This is a genomic window from Treponema saccharophilum DSM 2985 (assembly GCF_000255555.1).
Classification (GTDB): domain Bacteria; phylum Spirochaetota; class Spirochaetia; order Treponematales; family Treponemataceae; genus Treponema_D; species Treponema_D saccharophilum.
Genome location: NZ_AGRW01000047.1, coordinates 112,247 through 139,102, shown reverse-complemented (window position 1 = coordinate 139,102; position 26,856 = coordinate 112,247). Strand labels below are relative to the sequence as shown.

The 26,856-nt window shown below is 45.9% G+C and carries 16 protein-coding genes; 14 read left to right on the top strand and 2 right to left on the bottom strand.

Annotated features, from left to right (window positions below; translation table 11 throughout):
* The first annotated feature begins 73 nt into the window (after window positions 1-73).
* The 7 genes from TRESADRAFT_RS07925 to TRESADRAFT_RS07895 are packed head-to-tail and all read left to right on the top strand — an operon-like array spanning window position 74 to window position 11,931.
* On the top strand, window positions 74-1,705 hold the full coding sequence (locus TRESADRAFT_RS07925; RefSeq protein ID WP_002704558.1) for a phosphoadenosine phosphosulfate reductase domain-containing protein: 1,632 nt from the start codon (window positions 74-76) through the stop codon (window positions 1,703-1,705).
* Window positions 1,706-2,611 (top strand): DUF4007 family protein, encoded by a 906-nt coding sequence (locus TRESADRAFT_RS07920; protein WP_002704556.1) that lies wholly within the window; start codon window positions 1,706-1,708, stop codon window positions 2,609-2,611. It abuts the gene before it with no gap.
* Window positions 2,612-2,619: 8 nt separating this feature from the next.
* A complete protein-coding gene (locus TRESADRAFT_RS07915) occupies window positions 2,620-6,225 on the top strand; it encodes a hypothetical protein (protein ID WP_141607263.1) in 3,606 nt (1,201 codons plus the stop codon).
* Window positions 6,222-7,487 (top strand): aminotransferase class V-fold PLP-dependent enzyme, encoded by a 1,266-nt coding sequence (locus tag TRESADRAFT_RS07910; RefSeq protein WP_002704552.1) that lies wholly within the window; start codon window positions 6,222-6,224, stop codon window positions 7,485-7,487. The genes TRESADRAFT_RS07915 and TRESADRAFT_RS07910 overlap by 4 nt, the downstream gene beginning before the upstream one ends.
* An 11-nt stretch (window positions 7,488-7,498) precedes the next feature.
* A complete protein-coding gene (locus tag TRESADRAFT_RS07905) occupies window positions 7,499-9,211 on the top strand; it encodes a DEAD/DEAH box helicase (RefSeq protein WP_002704550.1) in 1,713 nt (570 codons plus the stop codon).
* An 18-nt stretch (window positions 9,212-9,229) separates the two neighbouring features.
* Window positions 9,230-11,023 carry an ATP-binding protein gene (locus tag TRESADRAFT_RS07900; protein ID WP_002704548.1) on the top strand — a complete coding sequence of 598 codons (1,794 nt, stop codon included), beginning with the start codon at window positions 9,230-9,232 and terminating at the stop codon, window positions 11,021-11,023.
* 2 nt (window positions 11,024-11,025) lie between these two features.
* Complete coding sequence (locus TRESADRAFT_RS07895) at window positions 11,026-11,931, top strand: phospholipase D family protein (protein WP_002704546.1); 906 nt, start codon at window positions 11,026-11,028, stop codon at window positions 11,929-11,931.
* Here the strand turns inward: TRESADRAFT_RS07895 and TRESADRAFT_RS07890 are convergent.
* On the bottom strand, window positions 11,928-12,497 hold the full coding sequence (locus TRESADRAFT_RS07890; protein WP_141607261.1) for a DNA-deoxyinosine glycosylase: 570 nt from the start codon (window positions 12,495-12,497) through the stop codon (window positions 11,928-11,930). The two genes, TRESADRAFT_RS07895 and TRESADRAFT_RS07890, sit on opposite strands and share 4 nt — an antisense overlap.
* Window positions 12,498-12,862: 365 nt before the next feature.
* On the opposite strand from TRESADRAFT_RS07890, the gene TRESADRAFT_RS07885 reads away from it, so the two are divergent.
* From TRESADRAFT_RS07885 to TRESADRAFT_RS07860, 6 genes are all read left to right on the top strand, one after another.
* Entirely contained in the window at window positions 12,863-13,093 is a 231-nt protein-coding gene (locus TRESADRAFT_RS07885) for a hypothetical protein (protein ID WP_002704542.1), read from the top strand.
* 183 nt (window positions 13,094-13,276) lie between these two features.
* Window positions 13,277-13,996: an SEL1-like repeat protein gene (locus TRESADRAFT_RS07880; RefSeq protein ID WP_002704540.1), complete on the top strand. Its 720-nt coding sequence runs from the start codon at window positions 13,277-13,279 to the stop codon at window positions 13,994-13,996.
* Window positions 13,997-14,317: 321 nt separating this feature from the next.
* Window positions 14,318-14,776 carry a hypothetical protein gene (locus tag TRESADRAFT_RS07875; protein WP_002704538.1) on the top strand — a complete coding sequence of 153 codons (459 nt, stop codon included), beginning with the start codon at window positions 14,318-14,320 and terminating at the stop codon, window positions 14,774-14,776.
* 15 nt (window positions 14,777-14,791) lie between these two features.
* On the top strand, window positions 14,792-17,794 hold the full coding sequence (locus tag TRESADRAFT_RS15150; RefSeq protein ID WP_002704536.1) for a YwqG family protein: 3,003 nt from the start codon (window positions 14,792-14,794) through the stop codon (window positions 17,792-17,794).
* 16 nt (window positions 17,795-17,810) lie between these two features.
* The gene (locus TRESADRAFT_RS07865; protein ID WP_040842606.1) at window positions 17,811-19,523 is read left to right on the top strand and encodes an SH3 domain-containing protein; all 1,713 of its coding nucleotides are present in this window, start codon (window positions 17,811-17,813) and stop codon (window positions 19,521-19,523) included.
* Between the two features lie 12 nt (window positions 19,524-19,535).
* On the top strand, window positions 19,536-20,186 hold the full coding sequence (locus TRESADRAFT_RS07860) for a hypothetical protein (protein WP_002704534.1): 651 nt from the start codon (window positions 19,536-19,538) through the stop codon (window positions 20,184-20,186).
* Window positions 20,187-20,480: 294 nt separating this feature from the next.
* Here TRESADRAFT_RS07860 and TRESADRAFT_RS07855 read toward each other — a convergent pair whose 3' ends face one another.
* Complete coding sequence (locus tag TRESADRAFT_RS07855) at window positions 20,481-22,304, bottom strand: ankyrin repeat domain-containing protein (protein ID WP_002704533.1); 1,824 nt, start codon at window positions 22,302-22,304, stop codon at window positions 20,481-20,483.
* 267 nt (window positions 22,305-22,571) lie between these two features.
* Between TRESADRAFT_RS07855 and TRESADRAFT_RS15145 the strand changes: the two genes are divergently transcribed.
* A complete protein-coding gene (locus TRESADRAFT_RS15145) occupies window positions 22,572-26,501 on the top strand; it encodes a DUF7822 domain-containing protein (protein ID WP_002704532.1) in 3,930 nt (1,309 codons plus the stop codon).
* The last annotated feature ends 355 nt before the right edge of the window (window positions 26,502-26,856 follow it).

The following is a 26,856-nucleotide window of genomic DNA, read 5'->3' as shown; positions in this document are numbered from 1 at the left end:
TCTAAAATAATGTAACACAAAAAACGTTCCTTTTTCCGCGCATGTTTATTACTGCGCAGCTTGCGATGTTCCCGTGATTACGCGGCTTTCGGACATCGACGAGGTGAGCGGGAAGGGTGTCTGCCCGTTGTGCGGCGGAAGCACGACATATCTTTCGAGCGACTTGCGCCCGGTGTTCCCGGAGGAGCGGCTTTTGACGGAGCTGCTCCTGAAAAAGGAGCCGTTCTCGCTCGCTAAAAAATCGCTTTGGGCGCAGAACAGCCGCTATTACTCGAACGGAAAATCGAAGTCGTTTCCGTCGAGGACTTTCCTTGAGGCCGACTGCGATGCTCTTTCTGAAAAACTCGCCGAACTGAAAAGCCGGAACGAGAGCGACGAAGTAAAGTCGCTGTTTGAAGCCCAAGTCGACCGTTTTGTCCGCGCCAACAAGACCAGGCTCAACATGCTCATCGAGGAGGCGCATTCGTTCATAAAAAGAGAGGCCGAGAAATTCCCGATTGAGAACATCGTCCTTTCGTTCTCCGGCGGAAAGGATTCCACCGTGACCGCGGACATCGTAACGAAGGCGCTTTCGAATCCGAGCCTAGTCCACATTTTCGGGAACACCACGCTCGAATTTCCGATGACGATTGAGTACGCGAGACGGTTCCGCGAGAACCACCCGTACGCGATTTTCGAGACCGCAATCAACGACGAGCAGGATTTCATGAAGGTCTGCGACGACATCGGCCCGCCCGCGCGCATGATGCGGTGGTGCTGCTCGATGTTCAAGACGGGACCGATAACGCGGACGCTGAACGCGCTCTACAGGAACCAGCAGATTCTCACATTTTATGGAATAAGGCACGCCGAAAGCGTGAGCCGCTCGAAATACAACCGTGTCGAGGACGACAAGGAGTCGGTGAAAATCCAGAAGCAGACGGTCGCCTCTCCAATCATCGACTGGAAGGACATAGACGTGTGGCTCTATATTCTCTCCGAGAAAGTCGATTTCAACGACGCGTACAGGCTCGGCTACGACAGGGTGGGCTGCTGGTGCTGCCCGAACAACAACCAGCGCGCGCAGTTCCTGAGCAGAATCTACATGAAGGAGCGCTCGGCAAACTGGCGCGAATTTCTTGTCTCGTTCGCGAAAAAAATCGGGAAGCCGGACGCGGAAGTCTATGTCGACTCCGGTGCGTGGAAGGCGCGCCAGGGCGGAAACGGACTTCCTGCAAGCGCCGACGTGAAAATCCGCTTCACGAACTGCACGGCGGAGGAACACGCGAAAAACTACGCCCTCGTGCGTCCTTTCGACGACTCTCTGGTGAATCTCTTCGTGCCGTTCGGAAAGGTGAGCCGGGAACTTGGAAGGAAGATTCTGCACGAGGTTTTGGTTCTCGACATCCGCACCAACGTTCCGATTATCTCTCTCCAGCCTTTTGTGGTGGACGGTTTCGAGAACGCCGTGAAAATACGGACGATGAACGTCGCAGACCACGAAGCCTTGCAGAGGCAGATTGCGTATCAAATCAGGAAGTTCAACGCGTGCAGGAAGTGCCTCAAGTGCGAGAGCGTCTGCCGCAGTGGGGCAATCAGCATAACGGCGGACGGGTACAGAATCGACGAGGGAAAATGCGTCCATTGCAAGATGTGCGTGAACCAGGCCGTGCTTGAGAACGGCTGCCTCATGGGAAAATATTTACGGACTAAGGGTGGAATATAAATGAAATTCAGGGCGCATGAAACTTTTTTTATTCGAAAAGGCTGGCTCTCAAAGGGCATGAAATATGTGAAGGACACGGGCGGAGCTGTCTTCATCGACAAGAAGAACAATCCGATGGACGTGCTCGGAATCGGAAGCAACATGGTGAAGAGCCTCCGCTACTGGCTTATGGCGACGGGGCTTACGAGCGAGCCGAGCAGCGGAAAACGAACGCAGTCGCTCACGGAACTCGGAAAAATCGTCTTCAAGAACGACCGCTACATCGAGGAAAACGGGACGCTGCAGCTTATCCATTACAAACTCGCCTCGAACAAGGATAACGCGACGAGCTGGTATTTCTTCTTCAACCGCTTCAACCTGAGCGAATTCTCGCAGGAGGATTTCATAATCGATTTGCAGAAGTTCATCAAGGCTGAAACGAAGGCGGATGAAAAGGAGGTCGGCACTCTCCGCACCCTGAGCGACGATTTTTCGTGCATTCTCGGAACGTACCTCCCGCGCTCCTCTTCCGAAAGCGAAAAATCGTCCCCGGAGAACAACATTTCCTGTCCGCTTTCGGAACTTGCCCTCGTCGCAGTTTCGGACAGAAAGAACGGAATCTACAAGAAGGCGATTCCGTCATCGTCGTCTCTCAATCCGTACATCGCGCTCGCCGTGATTGCGGACGGCTGCGGCGGAAAAAGCGAAATCCGCCTGGACGAGCTTCGGACGGCTGAGAACAGCATCTCCCGCATCTTCAATCTGGACACGATTACTTTGATTGAGGTTCTCCGCAATGCGGAAAAGACTGGCGAGCTGAAAATCATACGAACGGCAGGGCTGGACGTAATCCGCCTCGCGCATCCTGAAAACGACTTTTTGTTCTACGCGGAAAAATTCTACGACTCATTGGCAGAAGAAAAATGAATGACAAAATGATACAGACAGCAGGCAACTTCCAATATTCGGTGAACATCGCCTACGATTTGCATGACGCAGAGAAACTGCGTGCCTTCATCCCGACGTTCTCCAGCATAGAGCTGCTTGAGAAAATCATCGCAAGCACGGAAAAAACAAGCACTTCCCGCGCAAGAATCCTCATCGGAGCGTATGGAAAGGGAAAAAGCCACATCGTCCTCACGATTCTTTCGGTTTTGATGGGGCACGAGCCTTTTTCGGATTTCAGTCACCTCTCGAAAAAACTCTCTGAATTTCCGAAAGTCGAACGGCTCGTCAAAAATTACTACGAAAGCGGAAAAAAACTCCTGCCCGTTTTGATTGGAGGAAGCGGAGCCGGGCTTTCGCAGAGTTTCCTTGTCGCGCTAAAAAACGCTCTTCGCGAGAACGGGCTTTTCGATTTCATGCCGGAGACCAGCTACAAGGCTGCGGTTGTTGCAATCAGAAAATGGCAGAGGGAGTACCCGGATGTCATAAAGAAATTCGAGACCCTCTCCGAAACTACCGCCGACGATTTCGTCTGCTCTCTGGAGGACTTCGACCCCGAAGCCTACCGCAAATTCGAGAAAATCTATCCGTCGCTCACGGCTGGAAGCGTCTTCAACCCGTTTCTCGGCTTCGACGTGGCGGAGCTTTACGAGAGCGTCGCGAAGGAACTTAGGCGTCAAAAGCTTTTCGACGGCCTCTATGTCGTCTACGATGAATTTTCCAAGTATCTTGAATCGAACATCGAAAGCGCAAGCGTGAGCGACACGAAGATGCTTCAAGACTTCGCGGAAAAATGCTGCCGCTCTGGCGAGAACCAGCTCCATCTCCTTCTGATTTCGCACAAGGAAATCTCCAACTACATCGACAAGCTTCCGAAGCAGAAGACAGACGGTTGGCGCGGCATCAGCGAAAGGTTCGAGCACGTCCTCTTGAACAACAATTTCTCGCAGGTCTACGAGATTATCTCAAGCGTGATTCAAAAAGACCCTGTACTCTGGAGCGAATACCAGAAAAATCATTCCTCTGAATTCGCCCGGCTCGAAGAATCCTACAGGAACCACCCGATTTTCGACGGAAGCGAGGATTCCTCTGCCTTCTACGGCTGCTTTCCGCTGCATCCCGTGAGCATGTTCGTCTTGCCGCGGCTTTCAGAGCGCATCGCGCAGAACGAGCGCACCCTTTTCACGTTCCTTTCGTCGGCGGGAAAATCGACCCTGAGCGCGTTCCTTGAGGACTTCGACGAGAGGACTTTTTCGCTGGTAACTCCCGACTTGATTTTCGATTATTTCGAACCGCTTTTCAAAAAGGAAGTCTATTCAGGCGAAATCCACGACACCTACATTCTTTCGTCGCAGATTCTTGAAAAACTAGAGAAAAGCCTGACTCTCGAACGGAAAATCGTAAAGACGCTCTCCCTGATTTACATTCTCGCGCAGTTCGAAAAACTCAAGCCTCTCCAAGAGGAAATCGTGAGAATCTATTCGCTCTCGTACAAAAACGAGGAAATCGAAGCCGCTCTCAAAAATCTTATAGAGAAGGAATTTGTCGTTTACCTTCGGCAGAGCAATTCTTTCTTGAAACTAAAAGAAACGAGCGGAGTCGACATAAAAAAGGCGGTCGGCGACGAAATCGAGCGGCAGAAGCGCAGTTTTTCCCTCGCCCGTGCCTTGAACGAGTTCAATTCCGAATCATTCTTTTATCCGTACCGCTACAACGACGAAAAAGAGATGACCCGCTTTTTCGCGTTCCGCTTCGTCGAGGAGTCTGAGCTTTCGGAACTCGGAAAAATCGAGAACGAAATTTTCGCTGACGGGTACATTTTCGCTGTCCTCCCAAAAAACGCCCCATCTTTTGACGAAAACGAGGCTGAAAATCAGACCCGGAAACTAGTGGAAAAATTGAAGCAGATTTCCAAAAAGGACGCGCGCCTTGTGTTCGTCATTCAGAAAAAAACTGTGGAAATCGAAGACTCTATTCGGCTTTTGAGCGCGGTGCAGTCGTTGAAGGAGAAGGCAGCCGCCGACGAAATCCTCTCCGGCGAATACCAGGTGATTTTGGACGACACGAGAGAAGTCGCAGAATCCTTCATAAGGAATTTCACCCACGCCGAAAAAAAGAGCGCGGTTTTCGTTCAGGACGGCGGAACGAGGACTATAAAAAGACGCGCGGATTTTTCGGAGCTGCTTTCAAAAATCTGCTCTTCAGTCTTCCCCGACGCGCCCGTGATAAACAACGAGGCCATAAACAAGAGCGAAATCACTTCGATTGCGCACAGCAGCCGCAAGAAAATCCTGGCCGGACTCTTGCGCTCTCCGCTTGAAGAGAACCTCGGGCTTTCCGGAAGCGGGCAGGATGTGGCGATGATGAGAAGCTGCCTTCTGCGCACAAAAATCATGAGATGCCGGAATGAGGAAAACTCTCCCGAAAAGCGGTTCTTCATCGATTTGGATTTTACGGACGACTGCTTCAACCTTTCGAGGATGGTCGGCGAAATCAAGAAATTCATCGATTCGTGCAGGGGGGAGAAAAGGAATTTTGAACAGCTCTACAAGATTCTCCTCCTGCCGGAACACAAAATCGGCGCGAGAAAAGGCATAATCCCGATTTTCATCGCCGCGGTGATGAACGAAAGGCGGAAGCAGCTTGTCCTCTATTCAAAGGGAAGGCAGCTCCCATTGAACGCTGAGACGCTCTCTCTTGTGAACGAGAATCCGGGAGATTTTTCCCTTCTTTATTTCAACCTCGACTCCTCGAAAATCGGCTACCTTGCCGCCCTCAAGTCGACATTCTCGCCCAAAACCGAAAATTCCGGCGATTCCAAGAACGATGCGGAGATAGTCGCTCTCGCCATGAAGAACTGGTACCTGTCGCTTCCGAAGTACTCCCGCGAATCCAAGACGGAATACAGCGGATTCATCTCCGCCCTGAAAAACGATTCCGGCGCGCAGGAGCTTCTTTTCTCAGAAATCCCGCAGGCGTTCGCCTCTGAAAAAGCGGATTCTTCACTTGCGGAAAAAGTCGGCTTGGCAAAGCGGAAATACGACAGCCAAATCCCTGAGTTGAAGGAGCGGCTTTCTCGGACTGTCGAAAAAGCCTTCGGAAACGCAAGCTCGTGGTGCTCTTCATTGAATCCCAAAGTCTTCGAGGAAATCTTTCCAGACGGGACCGAGCGGTTCCTCCGCTTTTTCAAAAACGAGGATTCCGAAAGCAGCATATATATAGAAGAAATTGCCCGGATTGCGACGGGTTTGGGAATCGGCGACTGGTCGGACGACTGTGAAAAGCGTTTTGAGGACCGTCTTGTGTCCTGGAAAAACACGGCGGAAGGTTTTTCAAAAAAATCGTCAGCAAATTCCTTTGAGGAATCAGGGATGGCCGGTGGCAGTGGCGGAAATTCATATTCGGTTTCGTTTCCGTCGGAGGGCGGAAAATCGGTTGTCCGCAGGTTCGAGAAAGTTGCCGAATCTCCGCGCGCAAGGATTTTGTACAACAAGCTCACGGACGCGCTCGAAACAATGGGCTATTCGATGAGCGAGCCTGAAAAACGGCAGGTTTTGATGAACGTCCTGCAAAAAATGTGCGGAGGTGAAGAATGACGGCATACTTCGACAATGCGGCCACGACTTTTCCAAAGCCTCAAGTAGTCTACGACTTCATGGACTCTTTCTACCGCGAGCATGGCGGAAACGCGGGCAGGGGAAGCCACGCGCTTTCTTTGAGCGCGGGGAAACTGATTTCGGAAACCCGAATGCGCCTGCAAACTATTCTGCACTGCCAGAACAAGGAACTTGTTTTTGCACCGACGGCGACAATCGCATTGAACATGATTCTGCAGGGGCTGCTTGCTTCGACTCCGCTTGCTTCGACTCCGCTCAGCAACCGGGGCAGAACTGAGGTCGGTGAGCGAAGTCGAAACGTGGTCGGTGAGCGAAGTCGAAACGCGGACGGTGAGCGAAGTCGAACCGTCTACATCTCGCCCTTCGAACACAACGCCGTCACAAGAGTGCTCCATCATTTTGAGCAGAATGGAAGCATAAAAGTGAATGTCTTGCCAATTCAAAGCAACCTTTCCTACGACCTCGCCGAAATCGAGAGCCTCTTCAAAAAAGAAAAGCCCGACTTGCTCGTGATGAGCCACGCAAGCAACGTGGTGGGGCTTGTTCAGCCCGCGGAAAAATTGTGCGCCCTTGCGAAAAAGTTTTGCTGCGTGACCGTGCTCGACATGGCGCAGACGGCAGGACTTGTTGATTTGAACGTCGGCCTTGAGACAATCGACTTTGCGGTCTTCGCCGGCCACAAGACGCTTTACGGCCCCACTGGAATCAGCGGCTTTGCCATGAAGGCGGGCTTTGACCTTCCTCCGGTGTTGTTCGGCGGAACCGGCTATGAAAGCGCGAACCAGGAAATGCCTCGCGACCTTCCGCAGCGCTACGAGATGGGAACCCTGAACATCTCTGGAATCGCGGGCTTGTACGCGGCGACGGAATGGATTTTGGAAACCGGTGTCGAGACCTTGTGGAAGAAGGAGCAGGAGCACAGAAAACGCCTGCTTGAGATTTTGGGAAAATACGATTTTGTGAAGCTTGTCGGTTCGACTCCGCTCAGCAGCCACGAAGAATTTCAACATGTAGGCATTGTGTCTGTTCTGATAGAAGGACTTCCGAGCGACACGGCGGCAAGCGTTTTTTCCGAGCGGAACATCGCCGTCCGGTCAGGCTTGCAGTGCGCGCCGCTCGCCCACAAGACGCTCGGCACGTTCCCCGCAGGCACGGTGCGTTTTTCCACCGGGTATTTCACGGGGGAAGAGGATTTTGGGGAGCTGGAGATGGCGATGGAGTATTTGAAGGGGAATTTGTAGGAGAGGAAAATATGAAAAAATATCTTGAATTGATGTTCAATTTTAATTTTTCAGAATTAAAACAAATACTCGGCAATGACATTGTTGAAAATCTCAATGAATGGGATATTTCATCAGAAGAAAAATGGTCACGGAAGAAAATTATCGAGATGATTGATTGTCTTTACGGAGTAAATCTTTTGCGCGACAAAAAAATCATAGAACGAATTCTTCGCGCTATGCCAATAAACGATTTGACGAATTTGTGCCGACGATTTTGCCAGAGCCTTTTGGAGCAAAACCCAGACTCAATTTGCTCGGAAATATCTGGCAACTGGGGAAACAACGATTCTTCCCGCAGAGTTCTTTCAGAATTGGGAGTTGATGAAAATATTTTTGAGATACAGAAGAAGAATGAAGTTGCCGTAACGACTGTTGTTGATTCTCCTGAGCGATTTTACGAACTTTTGGATTACCAGTTCTACATAAAGCAGCAGGCTCTGCATATTTTGAATTCAGAAAATCAACTTGCTCGATTTTTGATTCACATGCCAACAGGAACAGGCAAGACAAAAACTTCAATGCACATAATCACAAATTATTTGAACTTTACTCTAAAAAAGCAGGGACTTGTGATTTGGGTCGCTCATACGACGGAACTTCTGCAACAAGCCTATGAAACATTCGTAACAACATGGACGCATCTTGGTGACGGTGAGATAAACGCCTATCGAATCTGGGCAGATAATTCGATTGAAGATTCAGATATTCAGTTGAATGGAATTATGTTTTGTGGAATACAAAAATTAATTGTACTTTCAAAATCAGATGAAAAACTTTTCAACCGTCTTGTGTTGGATTGCAGACTCTTTGTTTTTGATGAGGCTCACAAAGCCGCCGCAACAGAAACTAGAAAAATCGTAGAAGCCTTCATGACAAAAAAGCAGGGGATGGAAAACCGTTTTTTGATGGGGCTTACGGCGACTCCTGGACGTACAACGGATTATTCTGACGACAACAAAAAATTTTCAAACATGTTCGACGACAACATAATCTCAATCGACACGAATTTGATTGCAAAAATGAACATGGGGCGGATAGAAGCCTTGAATACGTCTGTTGATGAAAATGTCATCAAATATTTTCAAAAGCGAAAAATCCTTTCGAAAATGATTAAAAAAACGCTTGAGTATCAAAGTAAATTTTCAGTTGAGGAACTGAAAATCCTTAATCAGTCTGTATCAGCAGAAAAAGATTATTCTGCAAAGCAACTGGAAATTCTTGCCCGAAGCAAAGAGAGAAACAAGAAAATCATGATGGAACTTCGTATTTTGCAGTCAGAGCAAAAGCCTACTATTGTTTTTGCCTGTTCAGTTTTACATGCAAAAATGCTTTCCGCAATGCTTACCCTTGAAGAAATTCCGAATGCTCTCGTAATCGGCGAAATGTCTTCTTTCGATAGAAAGCGGGCAATAGATTCATTCAAAGACAGAAAAAATCCCTGCAACATAATCATCAATTGCGATGTGCTTACGACAGGCTTCGATTCCACAAACATTCAGTGCGTATTCATAACACGCCCTACAAAATCAATCGTGCTTTACAGTCAGATGCTAGGGCGTGGTCTTCGCGGTCCGATGATGGGCGGGCAGGAAGAATGTCTTTTGCTTGACGTGAAGGACAATCTTGAATCATTCGACAACGAAAAGGCTTTTTCGTATTTCGATTCATATTGGAACAAATAACACCTAAGGAGGAAAAAAATGGGTGCAAGTATTGTTGATATAAAGAACATGGGTGATGCCCTTAGAAGTTCTGGCTACAAAGACATTGAAAGCGCAGTCTCCGAGATTATCGACAACTCGGTTGAGGCAAATGCTAAAAATGTTTTTGTTATTCTCAAAGACAAGGTTAATCCGACTTCTGGCAAAAAGAATATTTGTGAAATCGCCTTTCTTGATGACGGTTGCGGAATGGATAATGAAATTTTGGGAAAATGTCTTGGGCTTGGTGTTTCGACAAGACGCGAAAGAAAAGGTATGGGGCGCTTTGGTGTTGGACTTCCTCAGGCTTCTCTTTACGCTTGTCCAGAAGTGTATGTTTACTCATGGCAGAATGGCATAGAGAACGCAAAATGCGTTTATCTTGACATCAACAAAGTCAAAGAAGGCGTACAGAAAGAGATTCCTGACCCAAAGGCTGAGCCACTGCCGAAAGATTATGCCGATTACATTCATTTCAAGGATTTGTATGAGCAGCATGATTTTTCAAAGAACGGGACGCTTGTTATTTGGAAAAACTGTGACCGTGTTCAGCCAAAGACGATTTCTGCACTGAAAGAACGTCTTGAATTTTCGATTGGACAGAAATTCCGTTATTTTATCCACGACAAAAAGTGCTCGATAAAAATCTTCAACAATTCAAACAAGGACACTTATTCCACTGTATTTCCAAACGACCCGCTTTTCTTGATGGACGATAACTTCGCTCTTGGGAATCCAGACAAGCCGAAAGAGCTGTTCGAGCGCGGTAAAGGTGAAAACTTGGAGCCGATTTTTGAGCCGTATAATGACAAAATTAAAAAGTGTTCTGAGCATATTATTCCGGTTAAGTTCATTAATAAAAAGGGACTTCAAGCAGAATCAAATGTTATTGTTCGTTTTTCGATTGTAAAGAGTTGCTTTTATGATAAGACAGCCTTTCCTACAGGAAATCCTGGCGACGCACCTATTGGAAAATATGCAAAAAAAATGGAAGGTATTTCTATCATTCGTGCTGGTCGTGAAATTGATTTTGGACAATTCGATTTTTATGACAATGAAAACAAGCCTACAGATAGATGGTGGGGATGTGAGATTCTGTTTAATCCAGAATTGGACGAAATTTTTGGCGTTTCAAACAACAAGCAGCATGTTGAGCTAAGACAACAGAGTGACAACAGCGACTATGAGGAAGTTTCAATTTGGGATCTTCTCAAAGATATGGTAAAAGGAACTATTGGCCAAATGCGTTCTACGAACAAATCAAAACAAGAGGGCGTTAGGTCAATGTCAGAGCCACGTCTTAATATAACGAGCACAATTGTTGGCAATGTTGAAACTGACGAAGATGATGGCGAAAAAAAAGAAACAGAATGCATAAGAGAGGCAACAGCCCCCAATGTTCTTGAGGCAAAAGGAAAAGTCTTTCTTGAAAATCTTGGAATAGATTCTCCATCACAGGAAGAAATTCGACAATTCTTGAATAGCTATGTTTACTTCGACTATACAAGCAAAAACAAGTCGAAAGATGACGCTCCTTTTGATTGTCATTCAGATTGTGGCAATCTTATCATTTCAATAAATAAGGCTCACAAATTCTACACAGAATTTTTAGAGAGAATTTATGAAAAAGACGATGCTGCAAAAATTTCTTTTGAGCTTTTTCTTGCTGCGTTTTATTGTGCTGTTGATAAGACAAACTCTTATCAAGCCGAAGAAAATGATAAATTGATTTCTCGGTGGAAACAGCGGTTGTCAGCATACATTGACGAACAACTTAATCCAACGAAAGGCTGATTATGTCGCTTCTTTGCTCAGATGAAATTTTGAACGCAATTTACTCTGAACTCCAATCCGCGCAAAATTCTGTGCGGATTGTGAGCGCATATTGCAAAAAACAGGTACTTGAAAAACTTGATTCACATATCAGCAATTCTGTTTCAAAAAAGCAGCTCTTGTTGCGTTTTCGTCTGGCAGACATTCTGCACGGAAGCACGGATTTTGAAATCCTTGATTACTGCGCTCAAAACAAATGGCAAGTTTTTATCCGCTTTGATTTGCACGCAAAGACTTACATCATCGACAATGTGCGGGGAATTGTGGGCAGCGCAAATATGACAGCTTCCGGCTTGAACCTAAAAGAGAACGGAAATTACGAAATGGCTGCTGTTGTTCCGCTTGAAAATAGCGACATTGCAAAAATTGATAATCTTTTCAATGAAGCTGTTTTGATAACTCCCGCGATTCTGGCAAAAATGAAAAATGAGCTGGAAAACTCGAAAATAGATTCGCAAAATGGTGGAAAACAATCTTGGTCATCAGCAATTCTGGATTTGTTTGTTCCAACGATAAGCACTTTGTTTTCACACGAATTACCAGAATCAAAAGAGCTTCCTTCTCAAAAAGGGGAATATATTCAATTCTTGGATTGTAGATTCAATGGAGATTTATCTGAGTTAAAAGAAAAATTCAGATGGTGTAATGCTTACATGTGGCTTTTGCAGGTTCTTAGAAAAAATGATTGTTGTATGTATTTTGGACAACTTTCTGCGGAACTTCACAATACTCTTGTTTCAGACCCCAAACCGTTTAGAAAAGATGTGAAAATCAGACTTTCAAATTTGCTTGGCTGGTGTGAAAACTTGAGTATGCCGGAAATCAAAATTGACATTCCAAACCACTCGCAACGCATCCGACTGACCTAAAATCCACCGGACTCAAAGAGATTCATCTCCCCCTCTACGAATCCGAGTATCTCCCCGTACGCCTCGACAAGCGCGATTTCCGTGAAGCGGGCGTTTGCGGGGCTGGTGCTCGGGAGGCAGGCGGAGCCGACTTTGTATTGCGTCTCGTATCGTGCGCAGTGCTTTTTCCAGAGCGCGAACGATGTCTTTCCGGTGCAGAAGACGCGTTCGATTTTTGCGTTCCCGAAAATCTCTGAGAAGTCGTTGGGGACGGCGTTTTTTATCGACGAGTCGGAGGCTCCGCTTATCTCGCATTCCTTGAGAACGTCCCACAGCGCGATTTTGTGCCGGAGGAGGAACTCCCGCCGCTCGGCGATTGCCTTTTCCTTATCGGGGCTTCCGTTTCCGACCGAGAACTGTTCGCCGAAAAGGGCAGGCATGATTTTCCAGAACCGGTTCTGCGGGTGCATGTAGAAGAATCCCGCCTCGCGGCTTTTCGGGGACGGCATCGTGCCTAGAATCAGGATTCGGCTCTCCGCGTTCCAGACGGGCGCGATTCCGTGCGTGACAGTCATTATTCCGCTCATCGTTCTATTCTACCGTTTCTGCCGTTTTCCGTGGGAGCCATCGGGGAAAATGTGCGTTTTTTGCGGAATTTTTTCCTGTTTTCGGAGAATCCGCATATAATTGAGCCTTCGCAAAAGGCTCCGTCCGAAGAAGACGGTTGATTTTAGGTTTTGTCATGTGAACAGTTTTCATAAGAAAGCATGTTTTCGCATCCATGTATTTGGCGTGCGCAGATTCCGAACAAAATCCGGACGCAGCCTCGCAAAGACGGGGGAGAAAATGGAAAAAATCGTAAAAATCAAAAATAATGTGAAGGAATTGCCCTCTGTGCGTCTATATTACTTTATATAAAATTTTTCATCTTCTATTTTTAACAGGGGTAATTATGATAAAAAGACTTTTAGTTATGATACTTAAATTGTTTGTTTTTGGCTGCATTGTGCTTTATACATTATTTTTCCTGAATAAACTTTTTGACTTAGAGGTAAATGCTCCGGCGATTAACAATTTTCTGGCCGCAATTGCCGCTATACCAATTCCCGGAGTGGGAAAAGTTGGCGGCATTGTTATACTCGTTGTCGGCGCGCTTACATTATCAGGTGCTTTCGATGAATAATGGACTCTTAACACTCCAAACCGTCTGTCATTGCGGGGCTTAATCATGTTTTTTTACAGCCAGATTCTCGTAATGGCAGATTTTTTCAAAAATCATAAAAAAAATTTAACGATTCAAAATTCCTACAGTATGTTATCAGTGTAAATAATCAAAACTAAAACCTAATTGCATTTGGAGGCAAATATGGAAATTTCAACAAACGAATGGAATTCTTACATCGAATCAATGAAAAACGCTCTTGCAGAAAAGGCGTACTGGCAGGAAGAGCTTGATGCTTGCCTTGACATGGCAGAAGACGCAAAAAATGGCGATGAAGATGCTCTCCTTGACCTTGCCGTTTACAAAATGGATCATGGCATTGATTTTGAAGAAAGCCTTTCTTTCGTTGATGAAAAAGCTGGTCAGGGAGATGTTTACGCGCTCACACGACTTGGATTCCTCTACTGCACGGGCGTGTCTAATTCCTTCGATGATTCAAAAAAGAGCCTCATCGAAATTGACGATGCCACGAACGAAGAAAAATCCAACTCATACTTTGAAAAAGCTAGTGAACTTGGCGGCGTGCGTGCAATGGCAGCTCTGGTAAACCACATTTGGGTTTACCGCAATCAGGATTCAGATGATTCTGAAAGTGAAGATGATTCAGTTCATCTTACGGCAGAAGATTTTGTCAAAGCCGAAAAACTTGCATTGAAAGCCATCGACATCTACGAAAATCAAAAAGAAAAATGTGATGTTCCTGATTCAATCATCGCACTTCTCATGGGCTGGCTTTCTGATTTGTATGCCTCAAAAAATCCTCTTTCACCGATTTTCAGCCAAGAAAAAGCCGAATACTGGAAAAATCGTTCCGACAAACTCTCTCAGGAGCTGAAAGAAAGCTCTGAAGAAATTCAGCAGTAGTTTTGCTTGCTGGCAGCTAAAGAATGAATTAAAATATTCTCTGTTTATCACACCGATTGCTGATGCGGTAGTCGGTGTGTTTTTGTGTGTCAGGAAAATAAAGATGCCAATAAAAAATGTATGCAAAAGATTTCATTTGCTGGGCTAAAACATTTCAAAAAGATGAACGCTCAATTTAAGGACTACCTTTAATACTTTCAGCTGAAATATATGGATTTGGTTTTCCGCTTGCGTGTGATTTTCTAAAAGAACTTGGATTTTAAAACTTTGGCTTATTGGAAGCGGAGATTTGTATCTGAATAAAAAAATAAGGAGCGAGTCATGACAAAAGACGAACTTTCCGAAAAGATTTCATCTTTTATCATTGCTGAAATCGAAAAGAAATACAAAGGTCAACTCATTCAGAAAATGTTTTTCGAGATGTGCCCGTATTACAACAAGGGCGAAAATGGCGAGTGGGAAGACTGGATTGAGTTTCGTGCCATCGTTACAAGCAAGGCTGAAGTTGAGCGCGTGATTGAAAAATACGTCAAAAGCGGAGAAAGCCGTGAAGACGCGATTTCGATAAGCGAATCGAGCGGAGAATACGACACGGAAGACTGGAAAAACCACGTTAGGTTTAATTTTCAGGAAAAAGAATACGGTATCGAATACTGGGAATGGTCGGACAAGATTGATGCGTGCAAAGGCGCTGTAAAAAAGATAATGGCGCACAAGTTCACATCGTTTACAAAGACAAGCGACTTCAAGGCAGATGACGAACTTTGGATTAATGATTAAAGAAAGGAGAGAGTTATGGCAAACAGGAGTTATCTTTATTCATTGGACGTTTTTCCGAATTACTTGAAGCCGCGTGCAATAGGGCTTTCGGAAAGCGAATACAATATCCCGCTGATTTACCGCATTCTCGTTAGTTCTGCCCCGCAAGCTACCGAGTCCATTTTGTTTTCTGGGCAAGGAAAAATCGCGATTACGGCTGATTATGACGGCGGAGTCAGAAAGCTCGAAGAGTTCTTTTCAAAACTTCCACAAGAATACAAAGAGAAAGCCGACAACGTTATAAAATTCTTGAAAGATTACAAAAACAGGCAGCTTTACATTCATCTTGAGTGCGCTGAAATCTTTGCAATGGAAGCCGAAAGCGACGACGAACTTGAGAAAAAGAACGCCGAACTGGTTGAAGAGATAAAAAACATCGATGAAGAAATCAAAAAGGCTCTAAAGCGCATTCACTACGACGGCGACACTTTTGATGTGCGTGAGATTGAAGCGAAATATTGGACGAACACGCTCTATTTTATGCCTGACTCAGAAGATAACGTCAAGGAAGATGAAGAGCCAAAGCCAAATGCAAAGCTCGAACCAGAACAAGCGCACAATGAAGCAAAATCCGATGATATTGAATCATATTTGGCAGAACCAGAATACCACCAGTATGGCTACGGCGGCGGCTTTTTTGCGCTCATCATAAAAGAAGGCGAAAAGGTTGCGCTTCCGCTTGAGCCAGAAAAAATGTTCGAGGAACGCGAGTATCGGCTTTTTGTTTTGAGCAAGGACGATGAAAAACTCGGAGAAATCGAGTATCACCGCGCGATTGAGCTGATTCGGAAGTTTGCCTATTTTGAAACGACGGACAAAGTTGATGGTTTTGACTGCCTGTTCTTTCAGAATCCGCCCGAAAAAGAGTTTTTGCTCCAGATTTTAAAAGAAGCCCAAACAGAAAATGCCTCAGCAGAAATCACTGAACCTGTTGCCCCGCAAAATCCAAGAATCACAAGAACGCTTGTTCACGGCGTTAGACCTACGTATTTTGAAACCGTGCACGTTGAAGGCGATGAAAACAATCCCGCTGGCATTGAGATGGCGCGCACCGTGCTGACAAGAGCGCAAAGCGATGCCGCGATGGATTTTGTTTTTAGCGAAAGCACTCAGATTGATACCGATGAGGACGACGAAGTCTTTCCGATTGACTCCTTCAGCTTTTATTGGGCAATTCAGTATTGCAACGCGCTCAGCATCACCTGCGCGCTTGAGCCGTGCTATTCGATTGACGGCGAGACAAACCCGCGAAAATGGGGATCTGCGCCGTATTCCGAATACAATTCGTACACAGAGAAAGTGAACAGCGATTATGAAAATGAAGAAAAATATAAGCGCATTGTCTTCAATCCGAACGCGAACGGCTGGAGACTTCCCACGCTCGACGAATGTAAGAGAGCGGCAAAAACCGACGGAATACAAAAAGACACGATTGCAGAACTTGGTCTTCTGTTGTGGGTATGGAGAGATGATATTCCAAGCCACAGCGCGATTATTTCAAGCAACTGGAACAAGGAAGATTTGACCGCGCCCTTTGCTTCGCCCGAAGTTGCGACCCCGCAATATTCAATCCGCATTTGCCGAAACGGCGGAACAGTTTTGCCAGAAACTGTCTACTACGATTGGCGAAAAGCTAAAGAAGAGGCTGAAGAATACGAAGAAGAAGCGGAAAGTTATGACGAAAACTTCAACAAAGAGGCTCTTGAGAGAAGGGCTGAGGAGTTCTATCAATCATACAAAACACAGAAGAGCGAGCGTGCCGAAAAAAAACAAAGCAAAATAAAGTGGAGCGATATTCTGCTTCCGATTTTGATTGTCATTGTGGGAATAATTTTGTTCGCGCTCACGCACAGCAGAGTTGTTTTCTATTTTGTCGCCTTCTTGTTCTTCATTTTCAGCAAAAACAGAGAAGACAGAAAATCCTCTGCATCTTCAAATGACAGCAATCCTTATGATTATTGGACTTCAAAGACAAAAAATCTTGAAGTTGTAAAAGAAAGCGATGAGCAAGAAACACCAGATTACGCAGGCTGGTGGAACTATAAAAGCGACGGCATGAACGATTTTCAGCACAATCAAGACTCTTCTGTCAAATCAAACGATGAAAGCGAAAACGGCAACGTCGGAAAGTACACGCACGAACAGGCGAAATGGATTTTGCAGCGCATTCACGACACAGACGGAGCGGAGACGATTCGCATAAAGACAGCCGTAAAAGGCACACCGCTTCCTCTCACCGCGAGCAAGTTCGGCGGGCTTCCGTATTGGGAGCGAACAAACGAGTACCCGAAGAGCGAAAACGGAGAACCGCTTTATCTTTTGGCGCAGATTAACTTTGCAGACGTTCCGCATTTGCCTGATTTTCCTGAAAAGGGGCTTTTGCAGATTTTTGTGCAGGCGGGCGACACTTGGGGATTAGATTTTAAGGACGAAAAGCAAAAAAACTGGCGCATCGTCTATCACAAGACAATCTCTTCAATCATGGCAATGAGCGAGGCGGATTTGCGTGCAATGGGCGTAAAAACTGCGTCAGACGAAAAAGACGAAGATGAATATCTCCCGTTTGAAAAAGAATATGCGCTTTCGTTTGAAAAGCAACTCACGTTTGTTCACCCCAACTGCGACGACCAGTTCGACGACACGGTGCAGGCTATCGCACAAGAGCTTGGCTTCCCTGTGTTCGACGGAGGCGCGCTCGACTGGTTTGAAGAGGACGATTACAACGCGTTCTGTGTGGGCGAAGATTACGCACAGCACCAGATTGGCGGCTTTCCTAACTTCACGCAAAACGACGTGCGCAGAGTGGGCGACGTGCTTTTGTTCCAGATGGACAGCGAAATGGGCAACGGCGAGGACGGAAAAAGCAAGGACTGGGAAATCCTTTGGGGAGATTGCGGAATTGCGAACTTCTTTATCAGCCGGGCAGATTTGAAGAACCTTGATTTTTCAAACGTGCTTTACAACTGGGACTGCTACTGATTGAAAAAATCCTGTCATGCTGAACTCGTTTCAGCATCTGCGTGAATTGAGCGTAGTCGAAGCACACAACAAAAAGGAAAAGGAAATGAAGAAGATTATTTTTATCTTGCTTGCTTTGTTTTGCGCGCTCTGTGCGTTTGCAAAAGAATATCGCGGAATGTACGTCAATTCCCGAGAGGGGCTGAACATCAGAAAATCGCCGAGCTTGAGCGCAGAAAAAATCGGTGCGCTAAAAGGTGCGCTAAAATACGGCGAATACATCGGCGTGGTGGAAGAAGGCGAAATCGTGACAATCGACGGAATAAAAGCGCCATGGACAAAAATCCTCATCGATTACGACGGATTTGAGGAAGATAATTTCAGAAACTACGGCTGGGTTTTCGGCGGATATTTGCAGAAAGAATGCCCGATGAGCGAAAAAGAAATAATCTCTTATCTAAAAAAGCTCAGCGTTGAAAACGAGGATTACCTTTTCAGCAACTATTTTCCAAAAAATCCTGCCATTAACTATATGAAAAATCCTAGCGCATACTTTGAGCTTGACGGCGCGGAATGGCAAAAGCCGAACACTGAGTTTTCGCGGGCGCTTCCGAACTATGCCTGCAAATATTGGGAGTATGAAACAGAGAACGAAGTCGTTGCCGTGCGCGACTGCTTTATGTATTTTGCCCCTGCTGGACCAGCGGCCTACGGTTGGCTTCGCTTTGTGAAGGCCGGCACAACGTTCAAGGTAAAAGGAGTGTCGAGCTGGGGAATCGAGGACGGCACTCTCTTTCCGATTTACAGGATTGACGATAACGAGTATATCCGCGGAATCGACTTTACGGGCGCAAATTGCGTTTCAAAGGCAAGCGACGGCAAGGGAGGATTCCACACGCTCGTCTATCAGCAGGTTCTGGAAAATCTTTCGCTTGATGATGTCAACGACTTTTATAAATGGTCGGAAGAAAAACTTTCCACGAGTGAGCAGCTTGAAAAATATTTCAGCTACGAGCTGACATATGAGGGCAAATATCTTCGTGGCGGCTTTGGCGTGAAGTTTGCCGAGTACACAGACCCAAAAGGCAAGAAATACAGAGTGAACCTCAATGGAAAAGCAAGTAGATACAAACTCCTTTATCCCCTCAATATGAATAAACCCGTGCCGATTATCCAAAAAGAATGGTTTAGAGGCGGAATGGGCGGCGGTGCACATTATACGGAGCTTTATTCGCTTGATACATTCGCGCAGCTAAAAAAGATTTGCGAATATGGCTACTTGAGCGTAGACGCGGGCTTTGACGGAATGGCGTATCATTACTTTACAAAAAACGGCGTGGTAACCTATGAGTATCAGACTGACGAAACGGGCAAAGTTGAAACGAACAGGCAGGAAGCGTTTCGGCAAACAGACAGTTCTCCTTATGCGTTTTTCAGTGAAGATGAAGCACTGTGCGAGCCGCAGGGAAAAAGCCAGAGTCTGAAAGTGGGACAGTATGTAAATCCTATCTGCCGCCTTAAAATGCGACAGTCCCCTGACATTTCTTCGAGGACACTCCATCTTTTAAGGCCTGGGACACTTCTAAAAATTGTCAAAGTTGGCGACAGAGAAACAATCGACGGACTGAGCGCAAATTGGGTAAAAGTGGAGCCTGTCAACGATGACAAGTCAGTGGAAGGCTATGTCATCAAGGATTGGCTTCCCGCCGAGGCGACTGCCGCCTGGGTCTTCGGCGCGTATTTGGAATAGGAGGGAGAAATTATGAGTAAGAAAACAATTTTGTTTTTGACCGTTGGTTTGCTTTGTGCAATGACGTTTGCAGCAGGCAAAGAGAAAAAAGGAGCGAAGGCGGCAAAGCCGAAGACGCTCGTAGAGCAAGGGCTTTCGCTCATCTCGCTGATGAAAGAGAAAGCGGAAAACAAGAAACTCATCAATCTGTATTCAGGAAGCGATGAGCTGAACAACATAATTCAGGAAATCGCCTCGCAGGACGTTTCCAAGCAGAGCGCAGTTTATCGCTTGAGCGGGGATTTTTCCTTTTTGTTCGGCTTGATGACTATGGAGTTCGATTCGGCGGATATGCAGTTTTCGAGCGAGCTAAAAGAAGAAGTTGCGAAGAGATTTCTTTCATCGATTCCGTCGATATGGAATGCAAAGACCGCTGGAGCTACACCGCTTGCGGCTGCAAGCCTTTTGACCTGCACAAAGGCTTTTGTCAGCAAGGAGCTTTCACAAGATTGCATTTTCCTCTACGAGTTCCCTGATGCGTATCCTGTGGCGGTCTGCTTTTTGCGCGGGGAAGACAACGCAGTTATGGCGACCTCTACAATCATCGTCGACAAAGATTTCATCAAATGGCTCCAAGACTTTTTGAAAGAATACGACGTTATGACAATCAAAAAAATCCAATAATCTTCCTCAAAGAAAGTCGGGCGAGCCTTCCACAAAGTTGGGCATCCGCATTTGCTGAGCAAAACCGAAGCACAGATTCCAAATCAAGTTCGGAATGACAACTTGGCTTCGGAATGACATTCATTCTGTCATGCTGAACTCGTTTCAGCATCTGCGGTTGCAGATTCCGAAATAAATTCGGAATGACAACCCGCGCGTCATGCTGAACTCGTTTCAGCATCCGCTGTTCCCTGAGCGTAGTCGAAGGGAGTTGAAGCACAGACCCCGAAACAAGTTCGGGGTGACAGAATATCTTTAGAACTCAGGAAGATAATCTACAAATTCGGCATCTCCGTCTTCTTCAAAGCGCAAGGCGTCTGCGTCGAATCTGTATTTTTGAGTAATCGTGAACGGGTTTTCTTTTTCCCCTGTTTCCAAATTCCGACTCCAATAGCCGTAGTTGAAAACCTCAAGAAACTCTGGCTCTCCTGTTGTTTCAGACATTTCCAAACGGTACGAGTTGTTCATCTCAGCACATTCTTCCTGTGAACCGCCGAATCTGCCAAGAGAAAACGCCGTGCCGTTATCGCGAACTGCGTAAATAGCATAAATCGAGTAGTCATCGTCCCAAGAAAATGGATAATACTCAAAGACGCAAAGATAAGATTCGGTTCCTTTTAGGTAAAATTGCTCAAACTGAGTCATAGAGAGCCAGTAGCGATTATTGCCCAACGAAATTGGCTCGCTTTCAAAATGCATTTCGTTTTCGACAAAGCCTGTATCGAGTTTTCGCATTTTCTCTTTTTTGAAATCGTACTCATACAAATCCGCAAAATATTCGCTCTCATTTGTGTAAATATAATTTATGTATTTGTAATTGACAAACAGCTTGATTGTATCCGTTTTTGCACTATTTCCCCAATGCGCTCCCATAGGAAGCTCGCCGTGACACAAAGCAGAACCGCCAACAATGCCGACTTTGTCTTTAAAGCGAACAAGATAATAATTGTAGCGAGTATAATATTTTTCTGTGCTTTCGCTCTTGTACTCATCGTACTCAAAAAGGCTGTTGTATGGCTGTTTGCCATATCTGTCGCTAAGCAATTCCATAATTTCCACTTCGTCAGCAGGATTAAGAAGAGCCTTTGTGCCGTCTGGCAGGAACATCTCGCTCTGGCGCACAACAATCGCTTTTTCTGATTGACCAAATTCTCTCTGCGTGAGCAAAATCGTCGACTTGTCTTCTGCCATATCAGTCAAGACTTCTGCCTCGCGCTCGCGTTCCTCTTGAGTCTGCCCAAGATATTCCTCACACTGAGCAGCCAGCGTCGGAACGTCATAACGACAAAGAACAAGCATTTCCTTGATTGCGTCGTTCTGGCAATTGTCGATGTAATCGATGATTGAGCGGCCTTCGTTATCATTTTGTTTCAGATCAAGAAAAGTGTCATAATACTTCATCTTTTCATAAAAATACTTTACAGCTTCAATGTTCTCGGCTTTTACGGCAAGCATAAGGCACGAACGCCCTTCGCTGTCGTAGGCTCTCATATCGCCTTGGTCGAACCAACTCAAAATCAGCTCGTTTGCAAAAGGAATCAAAAGATGAAGAGGATTCGTCGTGTTTGGAGTCAAGCCAGCAACATCTTGGAATTTTGGCAAAACCAAAGAGACAATGTCATCGTCCAAATCCGCAGTTTGCAATTTGTCGCCGAAGCGCTCAAGAAGCGGAGGAAGTCGTTTAACAGCCTCTTCGTTTGAAAAGTGTTCAAATTCGTACTTGAACAAAATCTTTGCGTTTTCGTCGCCGTCAAGAGCAAGGTTCACGGTTTTGTCAAAGATTTCAGTGTTCAGCGTTACGAATGACAGCGGAATCCAGCCAGTTTTTTCTGCGTTGTCTTCGTCTTTGAACTTGACTTTCAGATGTTCGCCCGACTGCTCGATAATTGTGAGTTTTGTGTAAACAGGCACTTTTGAAGCAATTTGCTCCGTTTCCTCTGCGTCTGAATAAACAGGAGCTGGGAAATTTGGGAACACCACGCAGTCAGCGATTGGCGATGTGTTTTGAGTTTTTTGTTTGCAACTTGCAAGGAAAAGCGCCAAAAGCAAAATAGTTGTTACTCTAAAAAACTTTCTCATAATCGAAGCATAGCATAATAAGCATTTTATTAAATGGTTTTAAGACTTCATTTTCTTTGTGTTTGAAATATTCATCGTTTTTGCATATTGTCGAGCGCCAACGAAAAAAGTGTGTTTTGCTGGAACGACAGCGATGAAACGCCTTCCGAAATCGAGGAGATTGTTTTGAGCATCTGGTCAAACGAATTTTACAATTTTGTGAAATTTTGGCAAAAAATAAAAACTCCTATATATTTTCTGAAAATGGACTAAAGGAGAAACAGAAAAATGTCTAACAGATGCTATCTTTACTCGCTGAACACACTTCCCGGCGAAAGCGGAATGAAAGCAATAGGGCTTTCGGAGTGTGAATATGAAATCCCGCTCATTTACAGAATCCTCGTGAGCGCGAATCCCCAAGCAACAAAATCGATTATCTTTGAAAGCGAAGAGAATATCGCGATTACGGCAGATTACGAGGGCGGTGTTCGTGCTCTTGAAGCGTTTGCGCAAAAGCTTGGCGACGAAGATTGCGAAGAGGAAAGCAGCAAGATTTTTAAAATCATCGACTTTTTGAAAGATGAGCAAAACGCACAAAAATACATTCACATTGAGTGCGGTGAAATCTTCGAGATGGCTGATGATTTTGAGGAGTACGCCGATGAGATGGATTTTCTCAAGGCGATGAACGAGAGATTTCTTGAAGAGATTTCGCATATCGATTCGCTCATCGACCACGCTGTTGCTGCGGTTAAGTTGGGAGCAACGAGCGGCTTGGAAACGCTTGGCGAGACTCCGTGGACGAACGAGCTTTTCTGTATGCCAGCCCCGCAAGAGCCTCCTGCGAACAGAGTTCACTACGGAACAGAGGAAGGTCAGCTTTATCTTTATTCGCTGAGCGCGCTCCCAAGCGAAGAGAACGTGAATGTCATCACGCTTTCGAGCTTTTATTCGGCTGTTCCGCTCATTTTCAAAATCCTCGTGAGCCAAAATCCCAAATTAACGGAAACGATTATTAATGAGCGATTTGAAAAAGAGGGCAAGATTGCAATCACGGCGGATTACGAAAAAGGTCTGGAAGAGCTGAAACGCTTTTTTGACAAAGCCTCTTTGCGATTAAAAGAGTACTCAAAAAACTACGAAGGCGAACTTGTGGTGTTCATGACGAAAGTGAACAAGCTGCTTTCGTTCTTGGAAGACAGCCACAACAAGCAGAAATACATTCATCTTGAGTGTGCTGACAGCCTTTACAAAGGTCACGGCGAGGAGAGCCTTGAAGAAAGGACGAGAGCATTCTTGAGCGACTTTGAGTATCTGCCGTTTTTTATTGACCAAGAGATAAAGAGGCTTCAAGAGTTAACATATCTTGAGATGGACGCGCTTGATTTATCTTACCACTGGAGCAATGAGCGGCACGAAAATCTTCTGAAAGACACTTATCACTATACGGACTGCAACGACGAGGAATACGAGGAAGATGATGATGAGGATTTTTACAGCGACGAGGACTTTGAGGAAACCGACACGTGCATAACGGGCACAATCGAAGACGCTTATGCGCACTTTACGACAGTCAGAATCGAGCCTCCGTCGGGAAGTGTGGAAATGCTCAAAACTCCGATAAATCAGGAGCAAAGCAACTGTGCAATGGATTTTGAGTATCAGAAACTAAGTCGTCTTTCGCTCGCTGGAGAGGACAATGTGCTTGATTCGGTGAACTTTTACAATGCGATTATTTATTGCAATGCGCTCAGTATCACGTGCAATCTGGAGCCGTGCTATTCTGTTGACGGTGAAACAAATCCAAAGAAATGGCAGCTTTTTTCTCAAAATCCTGCTCAAAAAAATCCCGAAATCGTTTTTGACAAAGACGCTAACGGCTGGCGACTTCCCACAAAAGAGGAATGGCTTTTCTGCGCAGGCAAGCTCCCGAAAAGTCAGGACTGGCTTGATGATTTGGTTGTTTACAGGAAAAACGCTAAATACCTTTACCTTCAAGTTGCGGATAAAAATGAAAACAAATTCGGGCTTTATGATATGTACGGGCTTGTCTGGGAATGGGTCTGGAGCGAGGAGAACGAAAACGGAGAGCGGCTTTTGCTCGGCGGTTCGTGGAGAAGCACCAAAGAGGAGCTTCTGAGCGAAAAGTGGGCTGAGCCGATGCTTGGCGATTACGACTTTGGCTTCCGCATTTGCCGAAACGCTGGCACGGAGCTTCCTGAAGATGTAAACGCACACGTAAAAGACTGGGACAATTTCACCGAAACGGGAAAGCGACTGAGCAAGGAAGAGCTGTATTGGGAAAACAATGACAAAATTTTTGGCACGCCGAGCGACGAGGAGAACAAAGCGTATCTCAATCTCCTTCCAAAAAGCATTATCAAAGAGCCGCATATTATCCAAGTCGGAAAGCGAAAAGCGCCTTGCGGTGTGTTTTACATCGTTGAGGACGAGCCTTTCGCTGTCGAGATGCTTCCAAAAGAGGTGAGAAACCTTGCGTTCTGCCGAATCCTCTTCTTTGACAAAAACAAAAACATTATCGATGATGTCGAGTTTGACAGAGCAAGATTCTCGCTTACGTGGCTTTGTAACTTCAACCACACAGTCCGCTTCTTTGAGGTCATCGATAAGAACACATATATCATTTTCAAGAAAGGTCTTTCGCTTGAAGAAATCCACAGTCTGCTCACATCGGCTTACAATTACCGAAAAATCGATGACGCGGGCTTTGACGCAATGAGCAAAAAAACAATCAGCGATATTGCGCGGGAGAAAATCAAAAGCCTCTTCCACAAAGACGACGACGATACAGAGCAAAAGCCAATCACTCAATCGAGAGTGCTCGATGTTCCCAAAAAAGAGTTTTCCCAAAGCGATGAGGACGAAGCAAGCAAAATCGACGCAAATGACATTATCCAAGAGATGGAGCTTACCGAACTCGGAAAGGAAAAAGCAAGGTGCGGTGTGTTTCACATCGAAGAGGACAAGCCTTTTGCTGTCGAAATGTGTCCAAAAGAGGCTCGAAAGCTTGCATTCTGCCGAATCGTGTTCTTGGACAAAGACAAAAACATAATCGGCGATGTCGATTTCAACCGAGCGCGCTTCTCGCTGATGAAATGGGAAAAAGGAAGCGTCCGCTATAATGAGAACATCAAGATTGGCACTTGCATAATCTTTAAGAAAGGGCTTTCGCTTGAAGAAATGAAGTTCATCATCGCAACCGCAGAGCCGTTCCGCAACATCGACGACGCGGGCTACGACGAACTTTCACAAAAGACGATAAAAGACCTCGTTGCAGAAAAAGTCAAAAGCGTCCTTCAAAACATTCAGCAACTCAAAACAGAGAAAGTCCCATACAGCAAAAAGACATCGAAGATGGTTCTTGACGAAGTGAAGAAGCGGAGCAAAACGAGTGTGCTTAATCTTACGGCTGAAAAATGCGAAAGTGCCGAAGAGGAGTCTATTGTGTTCACGACGTTCAGCAAGTTCGGCGGGTATCCGTACTGGAAAAAAGGCAAGGAGTTCCCGACTGACGAAAACGGCAGAAAGATGATTCTGCTTGCTCAGCTGAACTTTGAGCGAATGTATCTTGGAAACTTGCCTGACTTTCCGACAACGGGCATTTTGCAGTTTTTCATCTCCCCTTATGATGATGAGTCTGGCTTTGATTACAATAATCCGCTTTCGCAGAAAAACTGGCGCGTTGTGTATCACAAAAAAATCGGCAATGCGTTGAACGTGGAAAAACTCAAAGCGATGGGCGTGAAGACCGCAGAGGATTTCCGCGACACAGACGGCGTGTATCTGCCTTTCTGCGACACGTTCGAGCTGGATATCGACGAGGACACAGATTATATCAATCCGTGCTGCGAGGAGCGTTTCGAGCGCCTTGTGCGTGAGGTCATCAAGGATTTGGGACTCAAAGAGCCTGAGGAGAACACAAGTGTGGACGAAATCTTTGATAAAAAGGTCTATGAAGAGTATTGGAACGAATGCAACGAAGGCGGGCACAAAGTCGGAGGATACCCGATGTTCTGCCAAGGCGACGCCCGCGACAGAAGCGATGAGCTCAAAGACCACAACGTTCTTCTGCTCCAGATTGATACAGACGAGGGCATTATGTGGGGAGATTCGGGAGTTGCGAACTTCTTTATCAAGCGCGAGGACTTGAGGAACTTGGATTTTAGCAAGGTGTTCTACACGTGGGACTGCTGCTGAACAAAGTCGGACGAAAGCCATCCCAAGTTGGACGAACTTCATCCCAAGTCGGACGGACTTCATCCCAAGTCGGACGGACTTCATCCCAAGTCGGACGGACTTCATCCCAAGTCGGACGGACTTCATCCCAAGTCGGACGGACTCCATCCCAAGTTGGACGAACTTCATCCCAAGTAGGACGAACTCCATCCCAAGTTGGACGAACTTCATCCCAAGTAGGACGAACTCCATCCCAAGTCGGACGAAGAATTTCCTAGATGGGATGGAGAATTTCCAACATTGCTTGAGTAATTACGGTTGCTGAGCGTAGTCGAAGCATAGATTCTGAAAACTTGTTCGGAATGACAATAAAAGA